This is a genomic window from Streptomyces sp. NPDC046335 (assembly GCF_055587985.1).
In genome coordinates this window covers 620,372-642,550 of sequence record NZ_JBVJFF010000001.1, presented here as the reverse complement: position 1 = coordinate 642,550, position 22,179 = coordinate 620,372, and the positions used below count along the sequence as shown (strand labels likewise).

General features: G+C 73.3%; 19 protein-coding genes and 1 pseudogene. 13 read left to right on the top strand and 7 right to left on the bottom strand.

Features of this window, described 5'->3' with window-relative positions; genetic code table 11:
* Positions 1–3 precede the first annotated feature (3 nt).
* The 3 genes from ACZ6JY_RS02850 to ACZ6JY_RS02840 form a co-directional block, all read right to left on the bottom strand.
* Positions 4–1,266, bottom strand: coding sequence for an NAD(P)/FAD-dependent oxidoreductase (locus tag ACZ6JY_RS02850; RefSeq protein WP_469191540.1), 1,263 nt, complete (start codon positions 1,264–1,266; stop codon positions 4–6).
* Positions 1,267–1,430: 164 nt separating this feature from the next.
* Complete coding sequence (locus ACZ6JY_RS02845) at positions 1,431–2,783, bottom strand: deoxyguanosinetriphosphate triphosphohydrolase (RefSeq protein WP_469191538.1); 1,353 nt, start codon at positions 2,781–2,783, stop codon at positions 1,431–1,433.
* A 48-nt stretch (positions 2,784–2,831) separates the two neighbouring features.
* Positions 2,832–3,815, bottom strand: a complete 984-nt coding sequence (locus ACZ6JY_RS02840; protein WP_469191536.1) for a sirohydrochlorin chelatase — start codon at positions 3,813–3,815, stop codon at positions 2,832–2,834.
* A 287-nt stretch (positions 3,816–4,102) separates the two neighbouring features.
* Between ACZ6JY_RS02840 and ACZ6JY_RS02835 the strand changes: the two genes are divergently transcribed.
* The gene (locus ACZ6JY_RS02835) at positions 4,103–4,903 is read left to right on the top strand and encodes a SanA/YdcF family protein (protein WP_469191534.1); all 801 of its coding nucleotides are present in this window, start codon (positions 4,103–4,105) and stop codon (positions 4,901–4,903) included.
* 221 nt (positions 4,904–5,124) lie between these two features.
* Complete coding sequence (locus tag ACZ6JY_RS02830; protein WP_469191919.1) at positions 5,125–7,317, top strand: molybdopterin oxidoreductase family protein; 2,193 nt, start codon at positions 5,125–5,127, stop codon at positions 7,315–7,317.
* An 87-nt stretch (positions 7,318–7,404) separates the two neighbouring features.
* Here the strand turns inward: ACZ6JY_RS02830 and ACZ6JY_RS02825 are convergent, their stop codons facing one another.
* From ACZ6JY_RS02825 to cutA, 3 genes and pseudogenes are all read right to left on the bottom strand, one after another.
* Positions 7,405–7,704, bottom strand: a complete 300-nt coding sequence (locus tag ACZ6JY_RS02825) for a DUF6355 family natural product biosynthesis protein (protein ID WP_469191532.1) — start codon at positions 7,702–7,704, stop codon at positions 7,405–7,407.
* A gap of 250 nt (positions 7,705–7,954) precedes the next feature.
* Positions 7,955–8,362 (bottom strand): annotated as a pseudogene (locus ACZ6JY_RS02820) (gamma-glutamylcyclotransferase family protein); the annotation flags it as partial.
* Positions 8,359–8,688, bottom strand: coding sequence for a divalent-cation tolerance protein CutA (cutA, locus tag ACZ6JY_RS02815; RefSeq protein WP_469191918.1), 330 nt, complete (start codon positions 8,686–8,688; stop codon positions 8,359–8,361). The gene cutA and the pseudogene ACZ6JY_RS02820, both read right to left, overlap by 4 nt.
* A 124-nt stretch (positions 8,689–8,812) precedes the next feature.
* Here cutA and ACZ6JY_RS02810 point away from each other — a divergent pair, with 124 nt between their 5' ends.
* From ACZ6JY_RS02810 to ACZ6JY_RS02800, 3 genes are all read left to right on the top strand, one after another.
* Positions 8,813–9,610 (top strand): aminotransferase class IV, encoded by a 798-nt coding sequence (locus ACZ6JY_RS02810; protein ID WP_469191530.1) that lies wholly within the window; start codon positions 8,813–8,815, stop codon positions 9,608–9,610.
* A 592-nt stretch (positions 9,611–10,202) separates the two neighbouring features.
* Positions 10,203–10,754: a hypothetical protein gene (locus tag ACZ6JY_RS02805; RefSeq protein ID WP_469191916.1), complete on the top strand. Its 552-nt coding sequence runs from the start codon at positions 10,203–10,205 to the stop codon at positions 10,752–10,754.
* 262 nt (positions 10,755–11,016) lie between these two features.
* Positions 11,017–11,739, top strand: coding sequence for a class F sortase (locus ACZ6JY_RS02800; protein ID WP_469191528.1), 723 nt, complete (start codon positions 11,017–11,019; stop codon positions 11,737–11,739).
* 24 nt (positions 11,740–11,763) lie between these two features.
* Here ACZ6JY_RS02800 and ACZ6JY_RS02795 read toward each other — a convergent pair whose 3' ends face one another.
* On the bottom strand, positions 11,764–12,546 hold the full coding sequence (locus ACZ6JY_RS02795; RefSeq protein ID WP_469191526.1) for a sulfite exporter TauE/SafE family protein: 783 nt from the start codon (positions 12,544–12,546) through the stop codon (positions 11,764–11,766).
* A gap of 253 nt (positions 12,547–12,799) precedes the next feature.
* Here ACZ6JY_RS02795 and ACZ6JY_RS02790 point away from each other — a divergent pair, with 253 nt between their 5' ends.
* The 8 genes from ACZ6JY_RS02790 to ACZ6JY_RS02755 all read left to right on the top strand — a co-directional run bounded on the left by ACZ6JY_RS02790 (position 12,800) and on the right by ACZ6JY_RS02755 (position 21,877).
* Positions 12,800–14,059 (top strand): NAD(P)/FAD-dependent oxidoreductase, encoded by a 1,260-nt coding sequence (locus ACZ6JY_RS02790; protein ID WP_469191524.1) that lies wholly within the window; start codon positions 12,800–12,802, stop codon positions 14,057–14,059.
* 1 nt (position 14,060) lies between these two features.
* Positions 14,061–16,637 carry a nitrite reductase large subunit NirB gene (gene nirB / locus ACZ6JY_RS02785; protein WP_469191522.1) on the top strand — a complete coding sequence of 859 codons (2,577 nt, stop codon included), beginning with the start codon at positions 14,061–14,063 and terminating at the stop codon, positions 16,635–16,637.
* Positions 16,634–16,981 (top strand): nitrite reductase small subunit NirD, encoded by a 348-nt coding sequence (gene nirD / locus ACZ6JY_RS02780; protein WP_469191520.1) that lies wholly within the window; start codon positions 16,634–16,636, stop codon positions 16,979–16,981. Before nirB ends, nirD begins: the two co-directional genes overlap by 4 nt.
* A 31-nt stretch (positions 16,982–17,012) precedes the next feature.
* Positions 17,013–17,597, top strand: coding sequence for a TetR/AcrR family transcriptional regulator (locus ACZ6JY_RS02775; protein ID WP_469191519.1), 585 nt, complete (start codon positions 17,013–17,015; stop codon positions 17,595–17,597).
* Positions 17,598–17,705: 108 nt separating this feature from the next.
* Entirely contained in the window at positions 17,706–18,488 is a 783-nt protein-coding gene (locus ACZ6JY_RS02770; protein WP_469191517.1) for an SDR family NAD(P)-dependent oxidoreductase, read from the top strand.
* Positions 18,489–18,639: 151 nt separating this feature from the next.
* Complete coding sequence (locus ACZ6JY_RS02765; protein WP_469191515.1) at positions 18,640–19,896, top strand: ABC transporter substrate-binding protein; 1,257 nt, start codon at positions 18,640–18,642, stop codon at positions 19,894–19,896.
* A 71-nt stretch (positions 19,897–19,967) separates the two neighbouring features.
* Positions 19,968–20,870 carry a carbohydrate ABC transporter permease gene (locus ACZ6JY_RS02760; protein ID WP_469191513.1) on the top strand — a complete coding sequence of 301 codons (903 nt, stop codon included), beginning with the start codon at positions 19,968–19,970 and terminating at the stop codon, positions 20,868–20,870.
* Between the two features lie 170 nt (positions 20,871–21,040).
* On the top strand, positions 21,041–21,877 hold the full coding sequence (locus ACZ6JY_RS02755) for a carbohydrate ABC transporter permease (protein WP_469191914.1): 837 nt from the start codon (positions 21,041–21,043) through the stop codon (positions 21,875–21,877).
* Positions 21,878–22,179: the final 302 nt, after the last annotated feature.

Below are 22,179 nucleotides of genomic sequence, written 5' to 3'. Positions count from 1 at the left end.
CCGTCACGCGATCAGCGACGCCAGGGGGGTGCCGGGGTCCGCGAGGGCGTTCAGGTCGGGCCGTGCGCCGGAGTGGATCAGCTTCTGGACGGTCTCCGTGACGTCCCACACATTGACGTTCATCCCGGCGAGCACCCGGCCCTCGCGCAGCCAGAAGGCGATGAACTCCCGCTTGCCCGCGTCGCCGCGCACCACCACCTGGTCGTACGAGCCCGGGGGCGCCCACCCCGAGTACTCCAGGCCCACGTCGTACTGGTCGGAGAAGAAGTAGGGCACCCGGTCGTACGCGACGTCCCGGCCGAGCATCGCGCGGGCCGCGGCGGGGCCGCCGTTCAGGGCGTTCGCCCAGTGCTCCACGCGCAGCCTGGTGCCGAAGAGGGGGTGCTCGGTGGCCGCCACGTCGCCCGCCGCGAAGATGTCGGGGTCGGAGGTGCGGAACGAGCCGTCGACCGCGATGCCGCCACCCTCCGCGCGCTCGGCCAGGGCGAGGCCAGCGGCCTCGGCGAGGGCCGTGCGGGGGGCCGCGCCGATCGCGGCGAGGACGTCGTGCGCGGGGTGCTCCTCGCCGTCGTCCGTACGGGCCGCGAGGACCATGCCGTCCTGGCCGACGATCTCGGTGAGGCTCGCGCCGAAGTGGAAGCGGACGCCGTGCTCGGCGTGCAGATCGGCGAACACCTGGCCCACCTCGGGACCGAGGACGGCGTGCAGCGGCGTGGCCTCGCGCTCGACGACGGTCACCTCGGCGCCGTACTCCCTGGCGGCCGCCGCGATCTCCAGGCCGATCCAGCCGGCCCCCGCGATCACCAGGTGGCCGTTGTCGCGGCCGAGGGCGGTGAGGACCTGCCGGAGGCGGTCGGCGTGGGCGAGGCGGCGCAGGTGGTGCACGCCCGCGAGGCCCGTCCCGGGGACGTCGAGGCGCCGCGGCTCGGCTCCGGTGGCGAGCAGCAGCTTGTCGTAGTGGATGACCGTGCCGTCGCCCAGGCGCACGCTCCGCGCCTCGCGGTCGACGGCGACCACGGGCTGCCCCAGGTGCAGCTCGACGTCGGCCTGCGCGTACCACCCCGGTTCGTGGACGAAGACGCTGTCGCGCTCCTCCTTGCCGAGGAGGTAGCCCTTGGACAGGGGCGGGCGCTCGTAGGGGTGGTCACGCTCGTCGCCGACGAGGATCACCCGGCCGGTGAAACCCTCGGAACGGAGTGTCTCGGCCGCCTTGGCGCCGGCCAGACCTCCTCCCACAATGACGAACGTCTGATGCGCGTCGACCACTTGATGCCTCCTCGCCGGGGGACCGGGGTGTACCCGGTGAAAACTGTCTGAACGCCGGAACGCTGTCTGACATGCCAGAGGAGCGTCCCGCACAGAGTGTGATGGGGGAAGGGGGCGTGAGCCCTGGTGGCCACATTCCGTCACACCCCGTGGTCACTCCTTGATCACTGACCGTGGCCGCCCAGGTGTCTCGACGTCATCCGGACGTGCAGCGCGCGGGCCGCCGCGTCGGTCAGTGACGCGATCTGGTCGACGACCACGCGCTGCGCCGCGCGGTCGTCGGACGCCGCCTCGTACAGCGCGCGGAACTGCGGGTCGAGCCCGTCGGGCGCGCGCGTCATCAGCGCGTCGGCCAGCTCGGCGACCACGATGCGCTGGTCCGCGCGGAGCCGCTCCTGCGCGGGGCGCTGCATCACATAGCGGTCGGCGACGGCCTTGAGCACCGCGCACTCGTGCCGCGCCTCGCGGGGGACCACGAGCTCGGCGGCGTACCTCGTGAGGGGCCCCGCGCCGTACCTCACGCGCGTGGCGGCCTCCGCGGCCAGGCAGAAGCGGCCGATGAGCTGGCTGGTGGCGTCCTTCAGGCGGCCCTGCGCGACGGCCGTACCGTCATACCCGTGCGGCCACCACTCCTGCTCCAGGAGGCGGTCGAGGGCGTGGGCGAGCTCTTCGGGGTCGGTGTCCTCGGGGACGTACCGCCCGATCGCCACGGCGTAGACGTCCTGCCGCTCGGGCTCGGCGTGCAGCGCGTTCGGGTCGATGTGCCCGGCGTGCAGGCCGTCCTCGAAGTCGTGGACCGAGTACGCCACGTCGTCCGCCCAGTCCATGATCTGCGCCTCGAAGCAGATGCGCTGCCCGGGGGCCTCCTTGCGGACCCAGTCGAAGACCGGCCGGTCGTCCTCGTAGACCCCGAACTTCGAGGAGTCCGGGTCGCTGGGGTGGCCGCCGCGCGACCAGGGGTACTTGGTGGCGGCGTCGAGGGAGGCCCGGGTGAGGTTCAGGCCGACGCTGACGAGGTCGCCGGTGGTCCCGGAGCGGACGAAGCGCTTCGGCTCGATGCGGGTGAGGAGCCGCAGCGACTGGGCGTTGCCCTCGAAGCCGCCGCAGTCGGCCGCCACCTCGTTCAGCGCCTGCTCGCCGTTGTGTCCGAAGGGCGGGTGGCCGAGGTCGTGCGAGAGGCAGGCGGTCTCCACCAGGTCGGGGTCGCTGCCCAGGGCGGCGCCCAGCTCGCGGCCGACCTGCGCGCACTCCAGGGAGTGCGTCAGACGCGTACGGGCGCTGGCGTCCCAGGCCTGATTGCGCGTGCCGGGGGTGACGACCTGGGTCTTGCCCGCGAGGCGGCGCAGCGCGGAGGAGTGCAGCACGCGCGCGCGGTCGCGCTGGAAGGCCGTGCGTCCCGGACGCTTGTCGGGCTCGGCGGCCCACCGCTCGACGGCGGCCTCGTCATACGCCTCGTAGGCGGCCTCGTCGCACGCCTCGTGGGCGTCGTCTCGCGCGTTCGGTGCTGTGCCTTCCATGCGTCGACAGTAAACGCAAGCAGTGACAAAGGGGGTTCTGGCCCGTCGTCAGACGGCGGTCAGGCGGCGCTGTTCGGCCACCGGCGGGGCCCCGCACGCCTGGTCGTAACGGTGCAGTACGAGGCGGGCGAGGGCCGGGTGGGCGCCGAGCGGAGCCGCCGCGATCCAGGGCGCCGCGCCCGCGCTCTGGGCGGCGAAGCGGCCGGGGGCGGTGAAGTAGGCGGCCACGGCGGTTTGGGTCCTGCCCCGCGCGTCCAGGGCCGCGAGCGCCTCCGGCACGGTACGGGCGCAGGCCGCGGTGGGCGCGGCGTATGCGGGGACCACGGGGACGCGGAGCCGTTCGGCGAGCAGCCCGGCCGCGGCTTCGGTGTCCGCGCCCGACTCGGGGTCCCGGGAGCCCGCCGCGGCGAGGACGACGGCATGGCGGCGGCGCGCGGCCCTGCCGAGCGGTCGCGGGGGCCAGCCTGCTTCGACGAGCCGGGTGTGCAGGGCCTCGGCGAGCAGCGGGTGCGGGCCGAGCGGGGCGGCGGCGCGGGTGTCCACGTGGGGCGCGCCCGCGGCGGCCGCCGGGATGTCGCGTTTGACGTGCTGGCCTCGGCCGAGGAGCAGCGGCACGAGCACGGCACGGCCGCTCGCGTGCGCGGCGAGGGTGTCGGTGAGCAGCGGCTCGTTCAACTCGATGTGGCCCAGGCGCACGGCGAGACCGGGGCGCTGCTCGCGGACCCGCTCGGCGAGGTCCTTCACCGTGGCGAGGGCGCGGGGGTCACGGCTGCCGTGGGCGACAAGGACGAGCGTGGGGGCGGGGCGGGATGGCGTGCGAGGTTCGGTGCGGGGTGCGGTGCGGCGCCTGCCGTCGGGGGCGACGAGGCGGAGGCGGCTGCCGAGCCGGCTGTTGATGCGGTCCATGAGTTGCGCCGTGCTGTCGAGGTGAACGTCGGGGCGGGTGTCCTGGCCGATGTCGGGGCGAACGTCGGGGCCGATGTCCCGGTGCGTGCTGCCGGGGTCGTCGCGCGGTGGGTTCGACGGCGTCATGGACCGAGGATGGCCGGGGCACGTTGCGGTCGCGTTGCGCGCCGGTGACGGCTCTTTTCGCGGGGCTCACGGGCGGGGCGGGGCGCGGCTCACGGGCGGGGCAGGGCGGGGCTCACGGGCGGGGCGGGGCGGGGCTCACGGGCGGGGCGGGCCGGGCGTCAGGGGTGGGTCAGGGTTGTTTCAGGGCGGCGTCCGGGTCGCGGGCCGCTGACTCCGTCGGCGGGGTCGCCTACGGTTGTGGCAGTGATCGGATCGGGGGAGATCCGGCGGGCACGGGGGCGGATCGCATGGAACGGTCGAGGTGGGGACGGCGGTTGAGGCCGCCGGGTGAGGACGACGGGCAGGGCGGTTCGGCGCCGGGGCGCCTCGCGGCGCTGCGGGCCGCGGTGTCGCGGAGGGTTGCCGCCCGGCCCCGGTGGCTGCGGCTGCGGCTGCCGCGCACGAGACGGGGGCAGCGCAGGGCCGTGCGGGCGGTGGTGGTGCTGTGCGTGCTCGCGCTGACGCCGATGACGTGGCTGTTCGTGACGACGGACGGCGAGATCGGGACGGTCGCGGACGCGCCGAAGGCACGGGTCGCGGTGGTCTTCGGCGCCGGGCTGTGGAAGGGCGAGCCCTCGCCCTATCTGGCCCACCGCCTGGACGCGGCGGCGGAGCTGTACCGCGCGGGCCGGATAGAGGTCGTCCTCGTCACGGGCGACAACAGCCGAGAGGAGTACGACGAGCCGGACGCGATGCGGGCCTATCTGAAGAAGCACGGAGTGCCGGGACGGCGGATCGTGAGTGACTACGCCGGCTTCGACACCTGGGACTCCTGCGTCCGCGCCAAGAAGATCTTCGGCGTGGACCGGGCGGTGCTGATCAGCCAGGGCTTCCACATACGCAGGGCGGTCGCGCTGTGCGACGCGGCGGGCGTCTCGTCGTACGGCGTCGGGGTGGACGCCGACCACGACGCGACCTGGTACTACGGCGGCTCCCGGGAGGTCTTCGCGGCGGGCAAGGCCGCGCTCGACGCGGTGTTCCGGCCCGACCCGCATTTCCTGGGTCCGCGGGAGCCGGGCGTGGAGCGCGCGTTGGCCTCGCGGCGCTGACAGCCTCTGGTCCTCACAGTGGGGGGCGGGCACGGCTGAGGTCGGCTTACCGCGTGCGTAACGCGACCGAGCGGAGGCGCGTAACAAGGTCGGCGCAGGCTGGCGGCATGCACTCCACGGCGACACCCCCGGCAACCGCGACACCGGCGGACCCTGCGGCTTCGGCGGCCACGGCGGCGGCGGCTTCGGCGGAGCCTGCGGCCACGGCGGCCGGAACGGCCATGGCGGGGGTGACGGCGACGCACTGCCCGTACTGCGCGTTGCAGTGCGGGATGGGTCTGGCGGTGAGTCCCGGAGGGGCCGTGGAGGTCAGGGAGCGCGCGGGCTTCCCGGTGAACAGGGGCGCCCTGTGCGGCAAGGGGCGTACGGCACCGGCCGTGCTCTCCTCCCGGGTGCGCCTGACCGAGCCCCTGATGCGGGACCCCGCCACAGGCGAGCTCGCGCCGGCCACCTGGGAGGAGGCTCTGGACCGGATCGCCGGCGAACTGTCCCGCACGCGTACGGAACACGGCGCGGACGCCTGCGGGGTGTTCGGCGGCGGTGGGCTGACCAACGAAAAGGCGTACGCGCTGGGCAAGTTCGCGCGGGTGGCGCTCGGGACGTCGCAGATCGACTACAACGGACGGTTCTGCATGTCGTCGGCCGCGGCGGCCGGGCAGCGGGCGTTCGGGCTCGACCGGGGACTGCCGTTCCCGCTGGAGGACATTCCCCGCACCGGGTGCGTGATCCTCGTCGGGTCGAACCTCGCGGAGACGATGCCGCCCGCGTTGCGGTACCTGACCGAGCTGCGGGAGAACGGCGGCACCCTGATCGTCGTGGACCCCCGGCGGACACGGACCGCGGAACAGGCCGATCTGCACCTGGCGCCGCGCCCCGGCACGGACCTCGCGCTCGCGCTCGGTCTGCTGCACCTGATCGTGGCGGAGGGCCGTACGGACGAGGCGTTCATCGCGGAGCGCACCAGCGGATGGGAGGAGGCGCGGGCGGCGGCGATGGCGCACTGGCCCGAGCACGTCGAGCGGATCACCGGCGTGCCCGTGCCGCAACTGCGGGACGCCGCACGGCTCTTCTGCGGCGCCGAGACCTCGATGGTGCTCACCGCGCGCGGCCCCGAGCAGCAGTCCAAGGGCACGGACACCGTCGGGGCGTGGATCAACCTGTGCCTGGCCACGGGGCGCGCCGGGCGGCCGTTCTCCGGGTACGGCTGCCTGACCGGGCAGGGCAACGGCCAGGGCGGGCGGGAGCACGGGCAGAAGGCGGACCAGCTGCCCGGGTACCGCAAGCTGACCGACCCGGCGGCGCGGGCCCATGTGGCGAAGGTCTGGGGTGTGACGCCCGAGTCGCTGCCGGGGCCCGGCAGGTCGGCGTACGAACTGCTCGACGCGCTCGGCGGCGACATCAAGTCGCTGCTCCTGATGGGCTCCAACCCGGTCGTGTCGGCGCCGAGGGCGGCGCATGTGGAGGAGCGGCTGCGTTCGCTCGGCTTCCTCGCGGTGGCCGACGTGGTGCTGTCGGAGACGGCCGAGCTGGCGGACGTGGTGCTGCCGGTGACGCAGTGGGCCGAGGAGACCGGCACGGTGACGAACTTGGAGGGCCGGGTCCTGCTGCGGCGCCGCGCGGTGTCCGCGCCGGCCGGGGTCCGCAGCGACCTGGAGGTCCTGCACGGCCTCTCGGCACGGCTCGGGCACGGGAAGGGTTTCCCCGCCGAACCGGAGGAGGTCTTCGAGGAGTTGCGCCGGGCGAGCGCGGGCGGACCGGCGGACTACTCGGGAATCACCTATGAGCGGCTGACGGAGAACGAGGGAGAGGGCCTGTTCTGGCCGTGCCCCGCGAAGACCGCGGCGGACGGGGAGGATGGGGAAGGTGGGGAAGGCGGGGAGGACGGGGAGGATTCGGAGGACCCGGCGGACCCGGCGGACGGGGGCGGGAGCGGGGTGCCGCATCCCGGGACGCGGCGGCTGTTCCTGGACCGGTTCGCCACTGAGGACGGGCGGGCGCGGTTCGTGCCGGTGATGCACCGGGCCGCGGCCGAGGAGCCGGACGCGGAGTATCCCGTGCTGCTCACCACGGGGCGGGTGCTCTCGCAGTATCAGTCGGGGGCGCAGACCCGGCGGGTCGACGAGCTCAACTCCGCCGCGCCGGGGCCCTTCGTCGAGCTGCACCCGCGGCTCGCGGCACGCCTTCGGATCGAGGACGGCGAGCCGGTCGCCGTGGTGTCGCGGCGTGGCCGCGCGGTCGCCCCGGCGCGGGTCACGTCGTCGATCCGCTCCGACACGGTGTTCATGCCGTTCCACTGGCCGGGCGAGGGGCGGGCCAACTCCCTGACGAACCCGGCCCTTGACCCGGTGTCACGGATGCCGGAGTTCAAGGTGTGCGCGGTGCGACTCGAACCGGCTGAGGCCCCTACGGATTGATCCCCCGCGGCACGGTCGAGCGGGCCCGGGGTGTCGTACTCCCGGGCCCGCTGCCGACCAAGTGAAGGACGGGGGTTCAGACAGACGTCAGCAGGTGCGGCCGACGTACCAGGCGCCGTCCACGTCCCCGGCCTCTCCGATCCAGGTGACGCCTGGGCCGACGCACCTGGTGCTGTTGGGACCCCAGTCGTCGATCTCGATCACGATCCGCGAGCCGTCGCTCGTGCAGTGGTTGTAGTAGGCGTCACTGGACGTCTCGTAGAACCCGCAGGGGTTCTTGACGGCGGTCGGCGATGCCGAGGCGGCGGAGGCCGTCGCCGTCAGGGACATCCCGAGGGTGAGGGTCACGGCTCCGAGGAGAGCCGGCAGGGAACGGCGAACTCGCATGAGGCGACTCCTTGTTGAGGACATGGTGCGGGGCACCGACGTGTGCACCGATCGACGCACACGGAGAGCGTCGCTCCGGCCACTCTGGGTAGTCGCGCGAAGTAGTCCGGAAGAGTGGTGGAGATCATCAGATCGGGTGCGTCGGCGTTTGAGCTGCGGAATCAGCCTTGCGGGTGGGCAGTTGCGTGGGTGGCGCGAGTGCCGTGTGTGCCGTGTGTGCCTCGGTGGAGGTGGCGGTGGCGGTGGCGGACCAGTCGCCTCCCCTGATCAGCGTTCCCGAGGCGCGGAGCCGCTCGGCCACGCGTGGTGCCGCCACGTAGACCCAGGCGGGAGCCGTGGTGCCGTCGGCGGTGCGGGTGACCTCGCGCACGACGCGCTCGTACAGGTTGCGGGGGTCGCCCGGCGCGTACTCCTCAAGGAGGTCCAGGGCGGCGAGCAGTGGGTCGTGCGCGGAGGGCGCGGCGGTGACCAGTTCGCCGCGGATGGGGCCGGATTCGACGTCCTCCACGGCGTACGGGTAGCCGGGGCCCGCGTACAGGGCCGCGCCCGGCAGCACGGCCGGTTCCTCGGTGGTCACGCGGCCCAGGAGGTGGGCGGCGTGGTTGGGTTCCCCCGGGCGCAGGGTGCCGTACACGAAGAAGGGCAGCCGGGGGGTCATCCGGCGGTCTCCCGCGCCACCCACTCCAGGTAGGCCGCGCTCCCCCGCACCACGGGTGTGGCGATGATCTCCGGGGTGTCGTAGTCGTGGGCTTCGGTGAGCCAGGCCTCCAGGGCGTCGTAGCGCGCGGCGGTCGTCTTGAGCAGGACCTGCCACTCCTGGGCGGTCTCGACGGCGCCTTCCCACCGGTACACGGAGGTGACGGGGCCGGTGATCTGCGCACAGGCCGCGACCCGCGCCCGTACCGCACCGCTCGCCAGGTCCCGGGCCTTGTCCTCCGCGTCCGTGGTGGTCAGCACGGTCAGCGCGGCCGGTTCGGGCGGCATGGCCGGTACGGGCGGTACGGTCGGCATGGCCGGTTCGATCAGGTCGTCAGCGTCCATACCGAGATTGTGCACAGGGGGTTCCCGGGCGGGAAACGGCGGCCCGGGTGTCTCGTAGCGTGGCCTCATGACAACCTCCGCGCTGGTGCAGCGCATTGAGATCGACGGCCGGCCAGCCACCGCCGCCGGGCTGCTCTGGCCGGCCCTCGCCAACCCCGGGCACTTCACCGCGATGCAGGTCAGAGGCGGCAAGGTGCGCGGCATGGACCGGCATCTGGCGCGGCTGGACGCGGCGACGCGCGAGCTGTTCGGCGAGGCTCTGGAGGGGGAGCGGGTGCGCGGGCTCGTCCGGCACATCCTGCGTGACGACATCGAGGACGCCTCCGTACGCGTACACGTCCACGCCCCGGAAGGTAAGCCGTCCGTGATGATCACCGTGCGGCCGCCGACCGTGCTCGCGCCGACCATGGAGGGCCGGGCGCAGTCCCTGCTTTCGGTGCCGTACCAGCGGCCCTTCGCCCACATCAAGCACCTGGGCGGCTTCGGCCAGGCGCACCACGGCGAACTGGCCCGGCGGGCGGGGTACGACGGCGCGCTGCTCACCGGTCCCGACGGGGAGATCAGCGAGGGCGCCGTCACGAACATCGGCTTCTTCGACGGGGCGAGCGTCGTCTGGCCGGACGCGCCGCACCTGTCCGGCATCACGATGCAGCTCGTCGAGGCGGGCCTGCCGGCCGCCGGGGTCCCCACCCGGCACGCCCGCGTCACCCTCACGGACCTGCCGTCGTACGCGGCGGCCTTCGTCACCAACGCGTGGGGGGTCAGTCCGGTGCGGCGGATCGACGACATGGCGTACGGAGTCGACGAGAAACTGATGGCAACGGTGGCCGGGGTCTACGAGGAGGTCCCTTGGGACACGGTCTGACCACACCACACCACACCACACCGCACGGCGCCCTCGCGCCGAGAACCGCGATGCCCGCAGAGCCCGTGCGCCACATGAGGACAAACCAGGCGCGGAGCCAAGTAGACAGCCCGCGCGCCGCTTGAGGACAAACCAGGCGTGGAGCCAGGTAGACAGCCCGCGCGCCGCTTGAGGACAAACCAGGCGTGGAGCCAGGTAGACAGCCCGTCCGGCGTTTGAGGACGAGCGCGGCGCAGCCCGCGACGGGCCGAGCCAAGACGCCGAGCCAGACGCAGCCCGCGACGGGCCGAGCCAAGAACGCCGGGCCGGGGCGCGGAGCCACGCAGGGAACCGCCCCCGCCCGGCAGGGCCAGGTCACCCATTCACAGCCGCCGCTCACGGTCTTCGAAGTCGGGCCACGGTAACGCCCGTGACCTGCTGGAACGCTTCCGGCGAGGCGTCGGGAACCGCCCCGGCCCAGGCTTTCCCGCAGCCCACCGGGAGGCGCGCGCCGCCGAGTGCCACTTACCTCGGAGGAGTAGGGCTCGACCGACGCAGCGGCACTTGGGGGTGTCGCGGGGCGCGCCCACGCGGAGGCCTCGGAGGAACGAGCATCATGCGCATCGCCCGTCTGCTGACCGGTACCGCCCTCGCCGCGGCAGCCGGCGCCCTGGCCGGGCCCGCCTCCGCGGCGGCCGGCGGAGACCTCGTGATCACCCCGGCGACCGTCACCCCGGGCTCCACCGTCACCGTGCACACCACCGCCTGCGGCTCCGGCGGCACCGCGGCGGGCGACGCCAGCGCGGTGGGCGCCGGCAGGTTCACGCTGGCGCCGGGCGGCGGCCCCGGAGAGGCGGCCGGCCGCTTCGAGGTGCCGCCCTCCGCGCAGCCCGGCACCTACGAGATCGCCGCGAAGTGCTCCGGCGCGGGCGGCTCCGGGGTGAAGAACAGGCGGATCGCGGCAGATCTGGTGGTGACGGTCACCTCCACCGCGGCCGCGGGCGAGCGGCATCAGCCGCAGCCGAGGGGACACGTGAAGACGGGGGTCGGCGGCGCACTCGGCCCCGACCCCGTGCAGACCGCGGCGGGCGTGGCGGCACTGGCCGTCGCCGCCGCGGGCGGTACCTGGCTCCTGCATCGCCGGGCGAGAGGCGACAGGATCTGACGGACGCCCTCCGCTGTCCACCGGTACCGCCGCCTACGCCCCCTCCCCGCCCCTGTCCCCTCGCGGGCGGGGAGGGGGACGAGGCTCCTCCCCCCCCGGCTCCCCCGTCTCCACCGGCTCCCCCGTCTCCACCGGCTCCCCCGCTCCCCCGGCCTCACCCCACACCCCAGTCCTCGCCCGACCCACCCCAGCCCTCGCCCGACATCCCAGTCCTCGCCCCACCCCCCCCAAGTCCTCGCCCACACCCCCAAGGGGACGCCATATGCGCCGTACACGTCGCGCGTCAGGAACGCGTGGAAGGACCGGCAACGCACTCATAGCGACCGTCAGCGCCGTGGCGCTGTGCTCCGGCGCGTGGCTGCTGAGCAGCGGCGCCGAACCGCGCCCGCCGCAGCCGTCCGCCGCGCAGGCGGCGTCGTACCGGCCGGGACACCACGATGCCGACGCCGGGCGCGATGCCGACGCCCGCCAGGATGCCAGCGCCCGGCACGACGCCGACGCCCCGCACGACCCCGGCTCCGCGGCCCTCCCCCCGTCCCCGCCGGACCGCCTGCGCATCCCCGCGATCGGCGTCGACACGCCGCTGATGGGCCTCGGCCTGACCCGCCAGGGCAGCCTCGACGTGCCGCCGCCGGAGCGGAAGAACCTCGCCGGCTGGTACGAGGCGGGCACCACGCCCGGCGAGCGCGGCACCGCCGTCGTCGCGGGCCACGTCGACAACAAGGAGGGCCCGGCCGTCTTCTACGAGCTGGGCGCGCTGCGCCGGGGCACCACCATCGAGGTGGAGCGCAGGGACGGCAGCGTGGCCGTCTTCACGGTCGACGCGAACGAGGTGTACGACGCCGACGCCTTCCCCGACGACAAGGTGTACGGAGCCGCGCCCCGGCCCGAGCTACGGGTCATCACCTGCGGCGGCAGGTACTCGAAGGAGACCGGCTATCAGGGCAACGTGGTGGTCTTCGCACACCTCACCGAGGTCCGCTGAGATCAGGCGACCATCAGGCGACCATCAGGCGACCCACTGCTCGTACGCCATCTTCACCACGAGGCCGAGGACAGTGGTCAGCAGCACGATCCGGACGAAGCCGCTGCCCTTCTTGAGTGCCGTGCGGGCGCCGAACATGCCGCCCGCGAGGTTGAAGACGGCCATCAGCGCGGCGAGTTTCCACATGACCGCGTCCTGCCAGGCGAACATCGCGAGGGCCCCCGCGTTGGTGCAGCAGTTGACGATCTTGGCGGTGGCCGAGGCGGCGACCAGGTCGAGGTGGAGCACGGCGGTCAGGGCGAGGACGAGGAAGGTGCCGGTGCCGGGGCCGATCAGGCCGTCGTAGAAGCCGATGCCGAGCCCCGCGAGGCCGATCGCGGCGAGGATCCGCTTCGGCGAAGCGGGCTCCGCCGGGGGCGCGGTGCCGAAGGCGGGCCGCAGGATCACGAAGGCGCCCACGGCGACCAGCACCACCATGATGATGGGCTTCAGCACCTCGGTGCTCATCCCGGCCGCGAAGAAGGCGCCGCCCACCGACCCGGCGAGCGCGGCGAGGCCGATCCGTACGGCGGTCGGCACGTCGACGCGGGTCTTCCTGACGTACGTCACGGCGGCGCCCGTGGTGCCGACGATCGCCACGGCCTTGTTGGTGCCGAGGGCGTGCGCGGCCGGGGTCCCCGCGGGCAGCCCGAGCAGCAGGGCGGGGAGCAGCAGCAGTCCCCCGCCGCCGACCACGGCGTCGATCCAGCCCGCCGCGAGGGCGGCGACACAGAGGACGACGACGGTGGTCAGCGATATGTCAGGCATGATCGCGACCTTATGGACGGGATGGGTGCAACGTCCACGGATACGGGTGTTAGTTGAGGTACTTCTGAGGTCACCGCCAAGCCCCGCGCACCAAACCGCAACGCCCCGCCGACGGCACCCCGCCGACGACACCCGCCCCGGCGCCCGCGGCCGGCACCCTCACACCCCCGCCGGGCCAAGGCTGAGGACAGCGATCCCCCCGGGAAACACTCGGGCCCCGTCCGGGTAACACCCGCCGCGCACGCTGAGTGCCATGACACCCAAGGCAGTGGTGATCGGCGCGGGTCTGGCCGGCGCCCGCGTGGCGAACCGCCTCGGTACCGACACGGTACTGATCGGCGACGAGGCCCACGCCCCGTACAACCGCGTCCTCCTGGCGGAGGTCCTGGCGGGCCGTTACGGCGCGGAGCTGACCACCCTGCCGAGCCCCGGCGCCACCCTGCTCCGCACCCGCGCCACACACATCGACCGCGCCGAGCGTCAGGTCCACTGCGAGGACGGCACCGTCGTCCCCTACGGCACCCTGATCCTGGCGACCGGCTCCAACCCCGTACTGCCGCCGCTGCGCGGCCTGTTCGCCCCCGGCGCCGGCGAGCTGCCCGGCGGCGTCCACGCCTTCCGCACGATGGACGACTGCCTCGCGCTCTCCGCCGCCGTCGAGCCCGGCGTCCGCGTCGTCGTCATCGGCGGCGGGCTGCTCGGCGTATCGGCGGCGAGGGCGCTGGCCCACCGGGGCGCGCAGGTCGTCCTCACCCAGCAGGCCGAGCGGCTCATGGAGCGCCAGCTCGACCCGGCCTCCTCCGAGCTGGTGTGGGCGCACCTCACCGGCCTCGGCGTCGAGGTGCACACGGAGTGCCGGGTACGCGGCGTCGCCGTCACCGACGGGTCGGTGCGCGGGGTGGAGCTCGCCGACGGCTACGCGCTGGAGACCGATCTGACCGTCCTGGCCTGCGGCGTGCGCCCCCGTACCGGTCTGGCGCAGGCCGCGGGACTCGACGTACGCAAGGGGATCGTCGTGGACGACCTGCTGCGGACGTCCGACCCGCACATCAGGGCGGTCGGCGACTGCGCGGAGCACGCGGGCCGCGTCTACGGTCTGGCGACCCCGGCGCTCGAACAGGCCGACGCGCTCGCCGACGCCCTCACCGAAGGCCCCACCGCGCGCCCCTACACGGGCAGCCGCATGCTGACCCGGCTCACCCTCGCGGGTCCGGGCCCCCTCGACCTCGCCGCGTTCGGCGACCCCGAGCCGCGCCCCGACGACGACGTCATCCAGCTCGCCGACGCCACCCGCGGCACCTACCGCAAGGTCGTCGTCCGCGGCGACCGCCTGGTCGGCGGCGTCCTGCTCGGTGACCTCGCGTCGGTGGGCGCGCTCGCCCGCGCCTGGGAGGCCGACGACGTCCTGCCCGAGGACGAAAGCCCCCTGCTCCACCTGCTCGCCCACCCCCAGCCCCAGCCCCATGCTCTCGATCCCGTTCGTGCGGGGCAGACCCCCATCGGAGGCCGCTGACATGCCGAAGCCCCAGCCGAACCCCGCCCCCTCCCCGCAAGGCCGCCCCGCCATCGTGCTCGTCGGCCACGGCATGGTCGGACAGCGCTTCCTGGAGGCCGCCGTCGAGCGCGGGCTCGCGGCGAGCCACCGGATCGTGGTGCTGTGCGAGGAGCCGCGCCCCGCCTACGACCGGGTGCAGCTCACCTCGTACTTCTCGGGCCGCACGCCCGACGAACTCTCGCTCACCGACCGGCAGTTCCTCGACGAGCACGGCATCGAGCTGTACGTGGACGAGCCCGCCGAGAGCTTCGACCGGCGGGCCAGGACCGTCACGGCACGCTCCGGCCGGGTCTTCCCGTACGACACGCTCGTGCTCGCCACGGGCTCCTACCCGTTCGTGCCGCCCGTGCCGGGCAAGGACGCGACGGGCTGCTTCGTGTACCGCACCATCGAGGACCTGCTCGCCATCGAGGAGTACGCGAAGCAGCGCGCCACGACCGGCGCGGTGGTCGGCGGCGGGCTGCTCGGCCTGGAGGCGGCGGGCGCGCTGCGCGGCCTCGGACTTGCCACGCACGTGGTGGAGTTCGCGCCGCGCCTCATGCCGGTACAGGTCGACGAGGGCGGCGGCCAGGCGCTGCTCCGCACCATCACCGGCATGGGCCTGACCGTCCACACGGGCACCGGCACGCAGGAGATCGTGACGGACGACGACGGCGCCGTGCGCGGCATGAGGCTGTCCGACGGGAGCGAACTCGCCACCGACCTGGTGGTGTTCTCCGCGGGGGTCCGGCCGCGCGACCAGCTCGCCCGCGAGCACGGCCTCGCCGTCGGCGAGCGCGGCGGCATCACCGTCGACGAGCGGTGCCGCACCAGTGACCCCGACGTGTACGCGATCGGCGAGTGCGCGCAGGCGGCGGACGGCCGGGTGTACGGCCTGGTCGCGCCCGGCTACGAGATGGCGCAGACGGCCGCCGCCGCCATCGCGGCCGACCAGGGGGCGAGCTTCACGGGCGCCGATCTCTCCACCAAGCTCAAGCTCCTCGGCGTCGACGTCGCCTCCTTCGGCGACGCCCACGGCACGGCGGAGGGCTGCCTCGACGTCGTCTACGCCGACTCGCGCTCGGGCACGTACAAGAAGCTGGTGATGGGCGCGGGCGGCGAGCTGCTCGGCGGGGTGCTCGTCGGCGACGCGGAGGCGTACGGGCTGCTGCGCCCGCTCACCGGGACCGTGCCGCCGGTGCCCGCGGAGCAACTGGTGCTGCCCGCGGGAACGGGCGCCCCCGCCGCGCTCGGCCCGGAGGCGCTGCCGGGCTCCGCGGTGGTCTGCAACTGCCACAACGTCACCAAGGACCAGATCCAGGCGTGCGCCACGCTGCCCGAGGTGAAGAAGTGCACCAAGGCGGGGACGGGCTGCGGGAGCTGCGTGAAGCTGATCGGCCGGCTCCTCCCCCAGACCGGCGACAAGGGCCTGTGCGGCTGCTTCGGCCAGACCCGCCAGGAGCTGTACGAGATCGTGCGCGCCCTGCGGCTGACCACGTTCCGCGAGCTGCTCGACGGGCACGGCCGCACCGGGGCGCGCGGCGGCGAGGGCTGCGAGGTCTGCAAGCCGACGGTCGGTTCGATCATCGCCTCGCTGGCCCCGACGATCGGCGCCGAGGGCCACGTCCTCGACGGCGAGCAGGCCGCGCTCCAGGACACCAACGACCACTTCCTCGCCAACCTCCAGAAGAACGGCTCCTACTCGGTGGTGCCGCGCATCCCGGGCGGCGAGATCACCCCCGAGAAGCTCATCGTCATCGGCGAGGTGGCGCGCGACTTCGGCCTCTACACGAAGATCACCGGAGGTCAGCGCATCGACCTCTTCGGGGCCCGCGTCGAGCAGCTCCCGATGATCTGGACGCGCCTGGTGGACGCGGGCTTCGAGTCGGGCCACGCGTACGGCAAGGCGCTGCGGACCGTGAAGTCCTGCGTCGGGCAGACCTGGTGCCGCTACGGCGTGCAGGACTCCGTGCGCATGGCCATCGACCTGGAGCTGCGCTACCGCGGCCTGCGCGCCCCGCACAAGCTGAAGTCGGCGGTCTCCGGCTGCGCCCGCGAGTGCGCCGAGGCCCAGTCCAAGGACTTCGGCGTGATCGCCACGGCGAGCGGCTGGAACCTGTACGTGGGCGGCAACGGCGGCGCCACCCCGCGCCACGCCGACCTGCTCGCGCAGGACCTGGACGACGCGGAACTGGTCCGGCTCATCGACCGGTTCCTGATGTTCTACATCCGCACCGCCGACCGCCTGGAGCGCACCGCGGCCTGGCTGGAGCGGATCGACGGCGGCCTCGACCACGTGCGCGACGTCGTCGTCCACGACTCCCTCGGCATCTGCGCCGAGCTGGAGGCGCTCATGGCCGACCACGTCACGCACTACCGCGACGAGTGGGCCGACACCCTCGACGACCCGGAGCGGCTCGCCCGCTTCGTGTCCTTCGTGAACGCGCCCGGCGTGCCCGACCCGACGGTCGGCTTCGTCCCGGAGCGCGACCAGATCAAGCCGGACCTGCCGCTGCTGGCCATCGGCCGGCGCCCCCTGGAAGGAGCCTCCCGATGAACGCCCCGGTGAACGCCTCGATGAACGTGCAACTTCAGCTCTCCGACGACTGGTACGAGGTCTGCGAGCGCGCGCGGCTCACGCCGGGGCGTGGCCTGGCGGCGCTGCTGCCCGACGGCCGCCAGGCCGCGCTGTTCCTGGACCGCGAGGGCCGCGCGTACGCGATCGACAACCGGGACCCGTTCACGGGCGCCGCGGTGCTCTCCCGGGGTCTGCTCGGCACGGCGGACGGCCGCCCGTTCGTCGCGTCGCCGCTCCTGAAGCAGCGGTTCGACCTGGAGACGGGGCGGTGCCTGGACGACGACGAGGTGGCGGTGGAGACCCATCCGGTGCGCATTACTTGACCGTTCGTTCCAGAAAACGTAGCGTTCCCTCGTGGCCAGGACCAAGGAATTCGATCCGGACGCCGCGCTCCAGTCGGCCCTAGAGCTGTTCTGGCGGCGTGGCTACGAGGCGACGTCCATGGCGGACATCGTCGAGGCGCTCGGCATCGGCCGGGCCAGTGTCTACGCGACGTTCGGCAACAAGCACGACCTGTACCTGAAGGCCCTGGAGCGGTACGCGCAGAACCAGGACCCGCGCCTGCTCACCGACCTGTCACGGCCGGGCCCCGCCCTGCCCGCGGTGCGCGAGGTGGTGCGCCGCTTCGGCCGCGAGGCCGCCTCCGGCGAGGGCGCCCGCCGCGGCTGCTTCGTCACCAACACCGCGGCCGAGCTGGGCCCCCACGACGACGCGGCGGCACGCCACGTCGAGCGGAGCTGGGAGCACCTGGAAACCCTCCTCCACTCCGCCCTGGAGCGCGCGCGGGCCCAGGGCGAGCTGCCGGAGGGCCGCGATCCGCTGGCGCTGGCCCGCATGCTGCTCGTCCTGATGCAGGGCCTGCGCGTGGTCGGCAAGGCGTCCTCGGACCCGGCCCGCGTACGGGACGCGGTGGAGCAGGCGCTCGCGCTCCTGGACTGACCTCCCGATCACCCCCTGCCCCGTCCGGCCCGTCCTTCGCCATGTCCCGATACCCGCCCTTCACCATGTCCCGATAATTGACCGAACGGTCAAGAAAAGAGAGACGACATGCTCGCAGCAACCACGCCCCGTACCCGCTTCGCCGGCCGCACGGCCCTCGTCACCGGCGGCGGCTCCGGCCTCGGCCGCGCCATCGCGCTCGCCTTCGCCGCGGAGGGCGCGAACGTGGTCGTGGCCGGACGTACCGAGGCTCCCCTCAAGGAGACCGTGGGCCTCATCGAGGAAGCCGGCGCCGCCGCGCTCGCCGTCACCGCCGACGTGTCCCGCTCGGCCGACCTCGCCGCCCTGGTCACCGCCACCGTGGAGCGCTTCGGCTCGCTCGACGTGGCCGTCAACAACGCGGGCGTCCTGCGCGCCGGGCAGCCGGTCGCCGAACTGCCCGAGGCGGACTGGCGCACCATGCTCGACATCAACGTCACCGGCGTCCTCCTCGCCCTCCAGGCCGAGGTGGGACAGATGCGCACGCAGGCCGCGGGCGGCGCCATCGTGAACATCGGCTCCACCATCGGCGCACACACCAGCGTGCCCGGCACCGCCGCCTACGGGGCGACCAAGGCGGCGGTCTCCGCGCTGAGCCGTGCGGCGGCCGCCGAGCACATCAGGGACGGGGTCCGCATCAACACCGTGAGCCCCGGCTCCTCCGACACCACCATGTCGTTCCTGCCCGGCGAGACCGAGGCGGGACGGGCCGCCCGGATGAAGGAGCGGTCGCCGCTCGGCCGCGTGTCCAGCACGGTCGAGGTCGCCGCCGCCGTGCTGTACCTGGCGTCCGACGAGTCCGCCTCCGTGGTCGGCGCGGACCTGCTGATCGACGGGGGCGCCGCCGCGTGACGTGGCGCGGCCGCCTGCCGTGGCGCGGCTCCCGTAGCCGCGGCCGCGGCCGACACTCGGCCGCAACACCCCTGTCGTAATCCCCGCGCATGGTTGATCGTTGGGCCGACGTGTTGTGAGGCCCCGACCGCACGCAGGGAGATGAACCAGCATGACCATCAGCCGAAGGACACTGCTCGGTACCGGCGCGGCTCTCGGACTGCTCACGGCCTGCGGGTCCAACACCGGGCGCGGCGGCGGGGGTTCGGGCGGCAGCGGTCCACGCCTCGCGCAGTGGTACCACCAGTACGGCGAGGCGGGCACCGAGCAGGCCGTGAAGCGGTACGCCGCCGCGTACGGGAAGGCGGACGTAGAGGTCCAGTGGCGGCCGGGGAACTACGACGAGCAGACCGCGGCGGCCCTGCTCACCGACTCCGGGCCCGACGTCTTCGAGGTCAACGGCCCGTCCCTGGACCAGATCCGCCAGGGCCAGGTCGTCGACCTCACGGACCTCTTCGACGGCGTGAGGGACGACTTCAACCCGGCGGTGCTCGCCCCGAAGACGTACGACGGGAAGATCTGGGCGATCCCCCAGGTGGTCGACATGCACCTGCTCTACTACCGCAAGAGCCTCCTCGACGAGGCGGGCGTGCGTCCGCCGAAGAGCCTGGACGAACTGGTCGACGCGGCGAAGGCGCTGACCACGAAGGACGTGAAGGGCCTCTTCCTCGGCAACGACGGCGGCGCGGGCGCCCTCGGCGTCACCCCCCTGCACGCGGCGGGCCTCTCCTCCGTCACGGAGGACGGCGACGTCGGCTTCGACGATCCGGCCGCCGCCAGGACCCTGGGCAAGCTCCACGAGCTGTACGCCGACAAGTCGCTGCTGCTCGGCGCGCCCGCCGACTGGTCGGACCCCTCGGCGTTCACCCAGGAGCTGACCGCCATGCAGTGGTGCGGCCTCTGGGCGCTGCCCGCGGTCCAGAAGGAGCTGGGCGACGACTTCGGGGTCCTGCCGTTCCCCGCCGACGGCGCCGGTGGCGGGCCCTCGCTGCCGGTCGGCGCGTACGGCGCGGCGGTGAGCGCCCGCAGCGAGCACCGGAAGGAGGGCAAGGCGTTCCTGAAGTGGCTGTGGATCGACAAGGCCGAGTACCAGGAGGACTTCGCGCTCTCCTACGGCTTCCACATCCCCGCCAGGGTGTCCCTCGCCAAGAAGGCCGGCAAGCTGAAGGACGGCCCCGCGGCCGACGCCGTGCGCTACTCCACCGAGTACGGCTACGCGGAGCCCCTGCTGTGGACGCCCGCGTCCCGTACCGCGTACCAGGACGCGCTGAGCCGCGTCATCAAGTCCGGCGCGGACCCGGCGAACGAGCTGAGGTCCGTCGTCCGCAAGGTCCGGGCGGAACTGGCCCGCGCCAAGAAGAAGCCGTGAGGGCGGGCACTCGGCGAGTGCCGAAGGCAGACTCCCGGCGAACCGCGAGGGGAGGCTCTCGGCGAGCGAGCGTGTTCGGGACGCAGAACCGGACCCTCTGGTTCTGGCTGTTCGTCGGCCCGTTCGCGCTCGGCCTGGTCCTCTTCACGTACGTACCACTCGCCTGGAGCGTCTACCTCAGCTTCTTCGATGCCCACAACACGGTCTCGCCCGATGACTTCGTCGGCTTCGACAACTACGCGTCGCTGCTGCGGAACGACGCGTTCACCGACAGTCTCGTCACCTTCGCGGTCTTCTCCGCGTTCATCGTGCCGACGACCTTCGTGCTGTCGCTCGCGCTCGCGCTGATGGTCAACCGGCTCCGCCGGGCACAGGCGTTCTTCCGCTCCGTCTTCTTCCTGCCCGCCGCGTGCAGCTACGTCGTCGCGGCCCTCGTCTGGAAGCTGTCGATCTTCAACGGGGTGCGGTTCGGGCTCGCCAACACCGTCCTCGGCTGGTTCGGCGCCGACCAGACCGCCTGGCTCTCGACCACGGAACCGCCCTGGTACTGGCTGGTCATCGTCACCGTACGGCTCTGGCTCCAGGCCGGCTTCTACATGATCCTCTTCCTCGCGGGGCTCCAGCGGATCTCGCCCACCCTCTACGAGGCCGCGGCGGTGGACGGAGCGCGGCCCGGCTGGCAGGTCCTGCGCCACATCACCCTGCCGCAGCTCCGCGCGACCTCGGTCGCCGTCACGCTGCTGCTCGTCATCAACGCCTTCCAGGCCTTCGACGAGTTCTACAACCTGCTCTCGGACTCGGGCGGCTATCCGCCCTACGCCCGCCCGCCGCTCGTCTACCTCTACTACACCGCCCTCGGCCAGGAGCAGAACCTCGGCCTCGGCAGCGCGGGCGCGGTGATCCTCGCCCTGATCATCGCGGTCGTGACGGTCGGCCAGGCCAAGTGGTTCGGCCTCGGCAGGAAGGAGGACTGACCGCCATGCCCGAGCCCAAGGCCCCCGGGCCCCATGGCGCACCCGCCCCCGGGCGGCGCCCTCGGAACCCCGGCGGCGCACTCGCTCCCCGGCGGCGCACTCGCGACCGGGGCGCGCCCACCTCCCGGCGGCACCTCCGCGACCCCGGCGTGCCCGCCCCCCGGCGCCCCCTGGACGACGCCATGGTCCGCGTCGGCCGCGCCCTGCGCGCCGCCCTGCTCATCGCCCTCGCCCTCCTCTTCCTGATCCCCTTCTACCTGCTCCTGCGCAACGGCCTCGCGTCCGAGGACGAGATCACCTCCCCCGACTGGACGTTCTTCCCCTCGACGCTGCGCTTCTCGAACCTGTCGGAGCTCTTCGACGACCCGACGGTGCCGATGGCGCACGCCCTGCTCAACTCGACGCTGATCGCGGTCGCGACGACCCTCGGCACCCTGCTCCTCGCCTCACTCGCCGGATACGGCCTCGCGCGCATCCCGTACCGCCACGCCGACAAGGTCTTCTACGCGATCCTCGGCACGATGATGGTCCCGGCGGCCGTCACGTTCGTGCCGAGCTTCGTCCTGGTCTCGTCGCTCGGCTGGGTGTCGACCCTGCGCGGATTGATCGTGCCGACCCTGTTCTCGGCCTTCGCGTGCTTCATCTTCCGGCAGTACTTCCTGGGCTTCCCCCGGGAGCTGGAGGACGCCGCCCGCGTGGACGGGCTCGGCTACTGGCGCACGTACTGGCGGGTGGTCGTCCCCAACTCCCGCCCCGTCTTCGCGGCCGTCGGCACGATCGTCTTCATCGGCGCCTGGAACTCCTTCCTCTGGCCCCTGGTGATCGGCCAGGACCGCGAGGCATGGACGGTCCAGGTGGCCCTGGCCACCTTCACCACCTCCCAGGTGATCCGCCTGCACGAGCTGTTCATCGCGGCAGCGGTCTCGATCCTGCCGCTCCTCGTGGTGTTCCTCTTCTTCCAGCGGTGGATCGTGGCGGGGGTGGAACGATCGGGAATCGACGACTGAACGGCCTGGCCAGGGGCCTGACGACCCCTCCGCCGGCGCGCCCCCGGGCCGGCACTCAAGCCCGTCCGCTTCCCGGCCGCCGAACAGGCCGCCGAACAGGCCGCCGAACATCTGGCCGGAATCCTCCACCCGTCGGCAGCGCCGGGCCGTCGTGTCCGTGGGGACGTGTCCCGTTCACCGGCACGGGGTGTCCATCGCCGCGCCCAGGGGCGTCCGGATGCTGACATCCGGCCCCTTCAAACGGCGTGATTCTCGCCACCCCTGATAAGGGTGGCGCTCAGATGAGCGAGTGGGCGGCGGCT

Bases quoted from the DNA above. Each gene is read 5' to 3' on its own strand.
- ACZ6JY_RS02845 (WP_469191538.1), bottom strand. From the start codon at position 2,783: ATGGAAGGCACAGCACCGAACGCGCGAGACGACGCCCACGAGGCGTGC.
- ACZ6JY_RS02840 (WP_469191536.1), bottom strand. From the start codon at position 3,815: ATGACGCCGTCGAACCCACCGCGCGACGACCCCGGCAGCACGCACCGG.
- ACZ6JY_RS02835 (WP_469191534.1), top strand. From the start codon at position 4,103: ATGGAACGGTCGAGGTGGGGACGGCGGTTGAGGCCGCCGGGTGAGGAC.
- ACZ6JY_RS02830 (WP_469191919.1), top strand. From the start codon at position 5,125: ATGGCGGGGGTGACGGCGACGCACTGCCCGTACTGCGCGTTGCAGTGC.
- ACZ6JY_RS02825 (WP_469191532.1), bottom strand. From the start codon at position 7,704: ATGCGAGTTCGCCGTTCCCTGCCGGCTCTCCTCGGAGCCGTGACCCTC.
- cutA (WP_469191918.1), bottom strand. From the start codon at position 8,688: ATGCCGCCCGAACCGGCCGCGCTGACCGTGCTGACCACCACGGACGCG.
- ACZ6JY_RS02810 (WP_469191530.1), top strand. From the start codon at position 8,813: ATGACAACCTCCGCGCTGGTGCAGCGCATTGAGATCGACGGCCGGCCA.
- ACZ6JY_RS02800 (WP_469191528.1), top strand. From the start codon at position 11,017: ATGCGCCGTACACGTCGCGCGTCAGGAACGCGTGGAAGGACCGGCAAC.
- ACZ6JY_RS02795 (WP_469191526.1), bottom strand. From the start codon at position 12,546: ATGCCTGACATATCGCTGACCACCGTCGTCGTCCTCTGTGTCGCCGCC.
- ACZ6JY_RS02790 (WP_469191524.1), top strand. From the start codon at position 12,800: ATGACACCCAAGGCAGTGGTGATCGGCGCGGGTCTGGCCGGCGCCCGC.
- nirB (WP_469191522.1), top strand. From the start codon at position 14,061: ATGCCGAAGCCCCAGCCGAACCCCGCCCCCTCCCCGCAAGGCCGCCCC.
- nirD (WP_469191520.1), top strand. From the start codon at position 16,634: ATGAACGCCCCGGTGAACGCCTCGATGAACGTGCAACTTCAGCTCTCC.
- ACZ6JY_RS02770 (WP_469191517.1), top strand. From the start codon at position 17,706: ATGCTCGCAGCAACCACGCCCCGTACCCGCTTCGCCGGCCGCACGGCC.
- ACZ6JY_RS02765 (WP_469191515.1), top strand. From the start codon at position 18,640: ATGACCATCAGCCGAAGGACACTGCTCGGTACCGGCGCGGCTCTCGGA.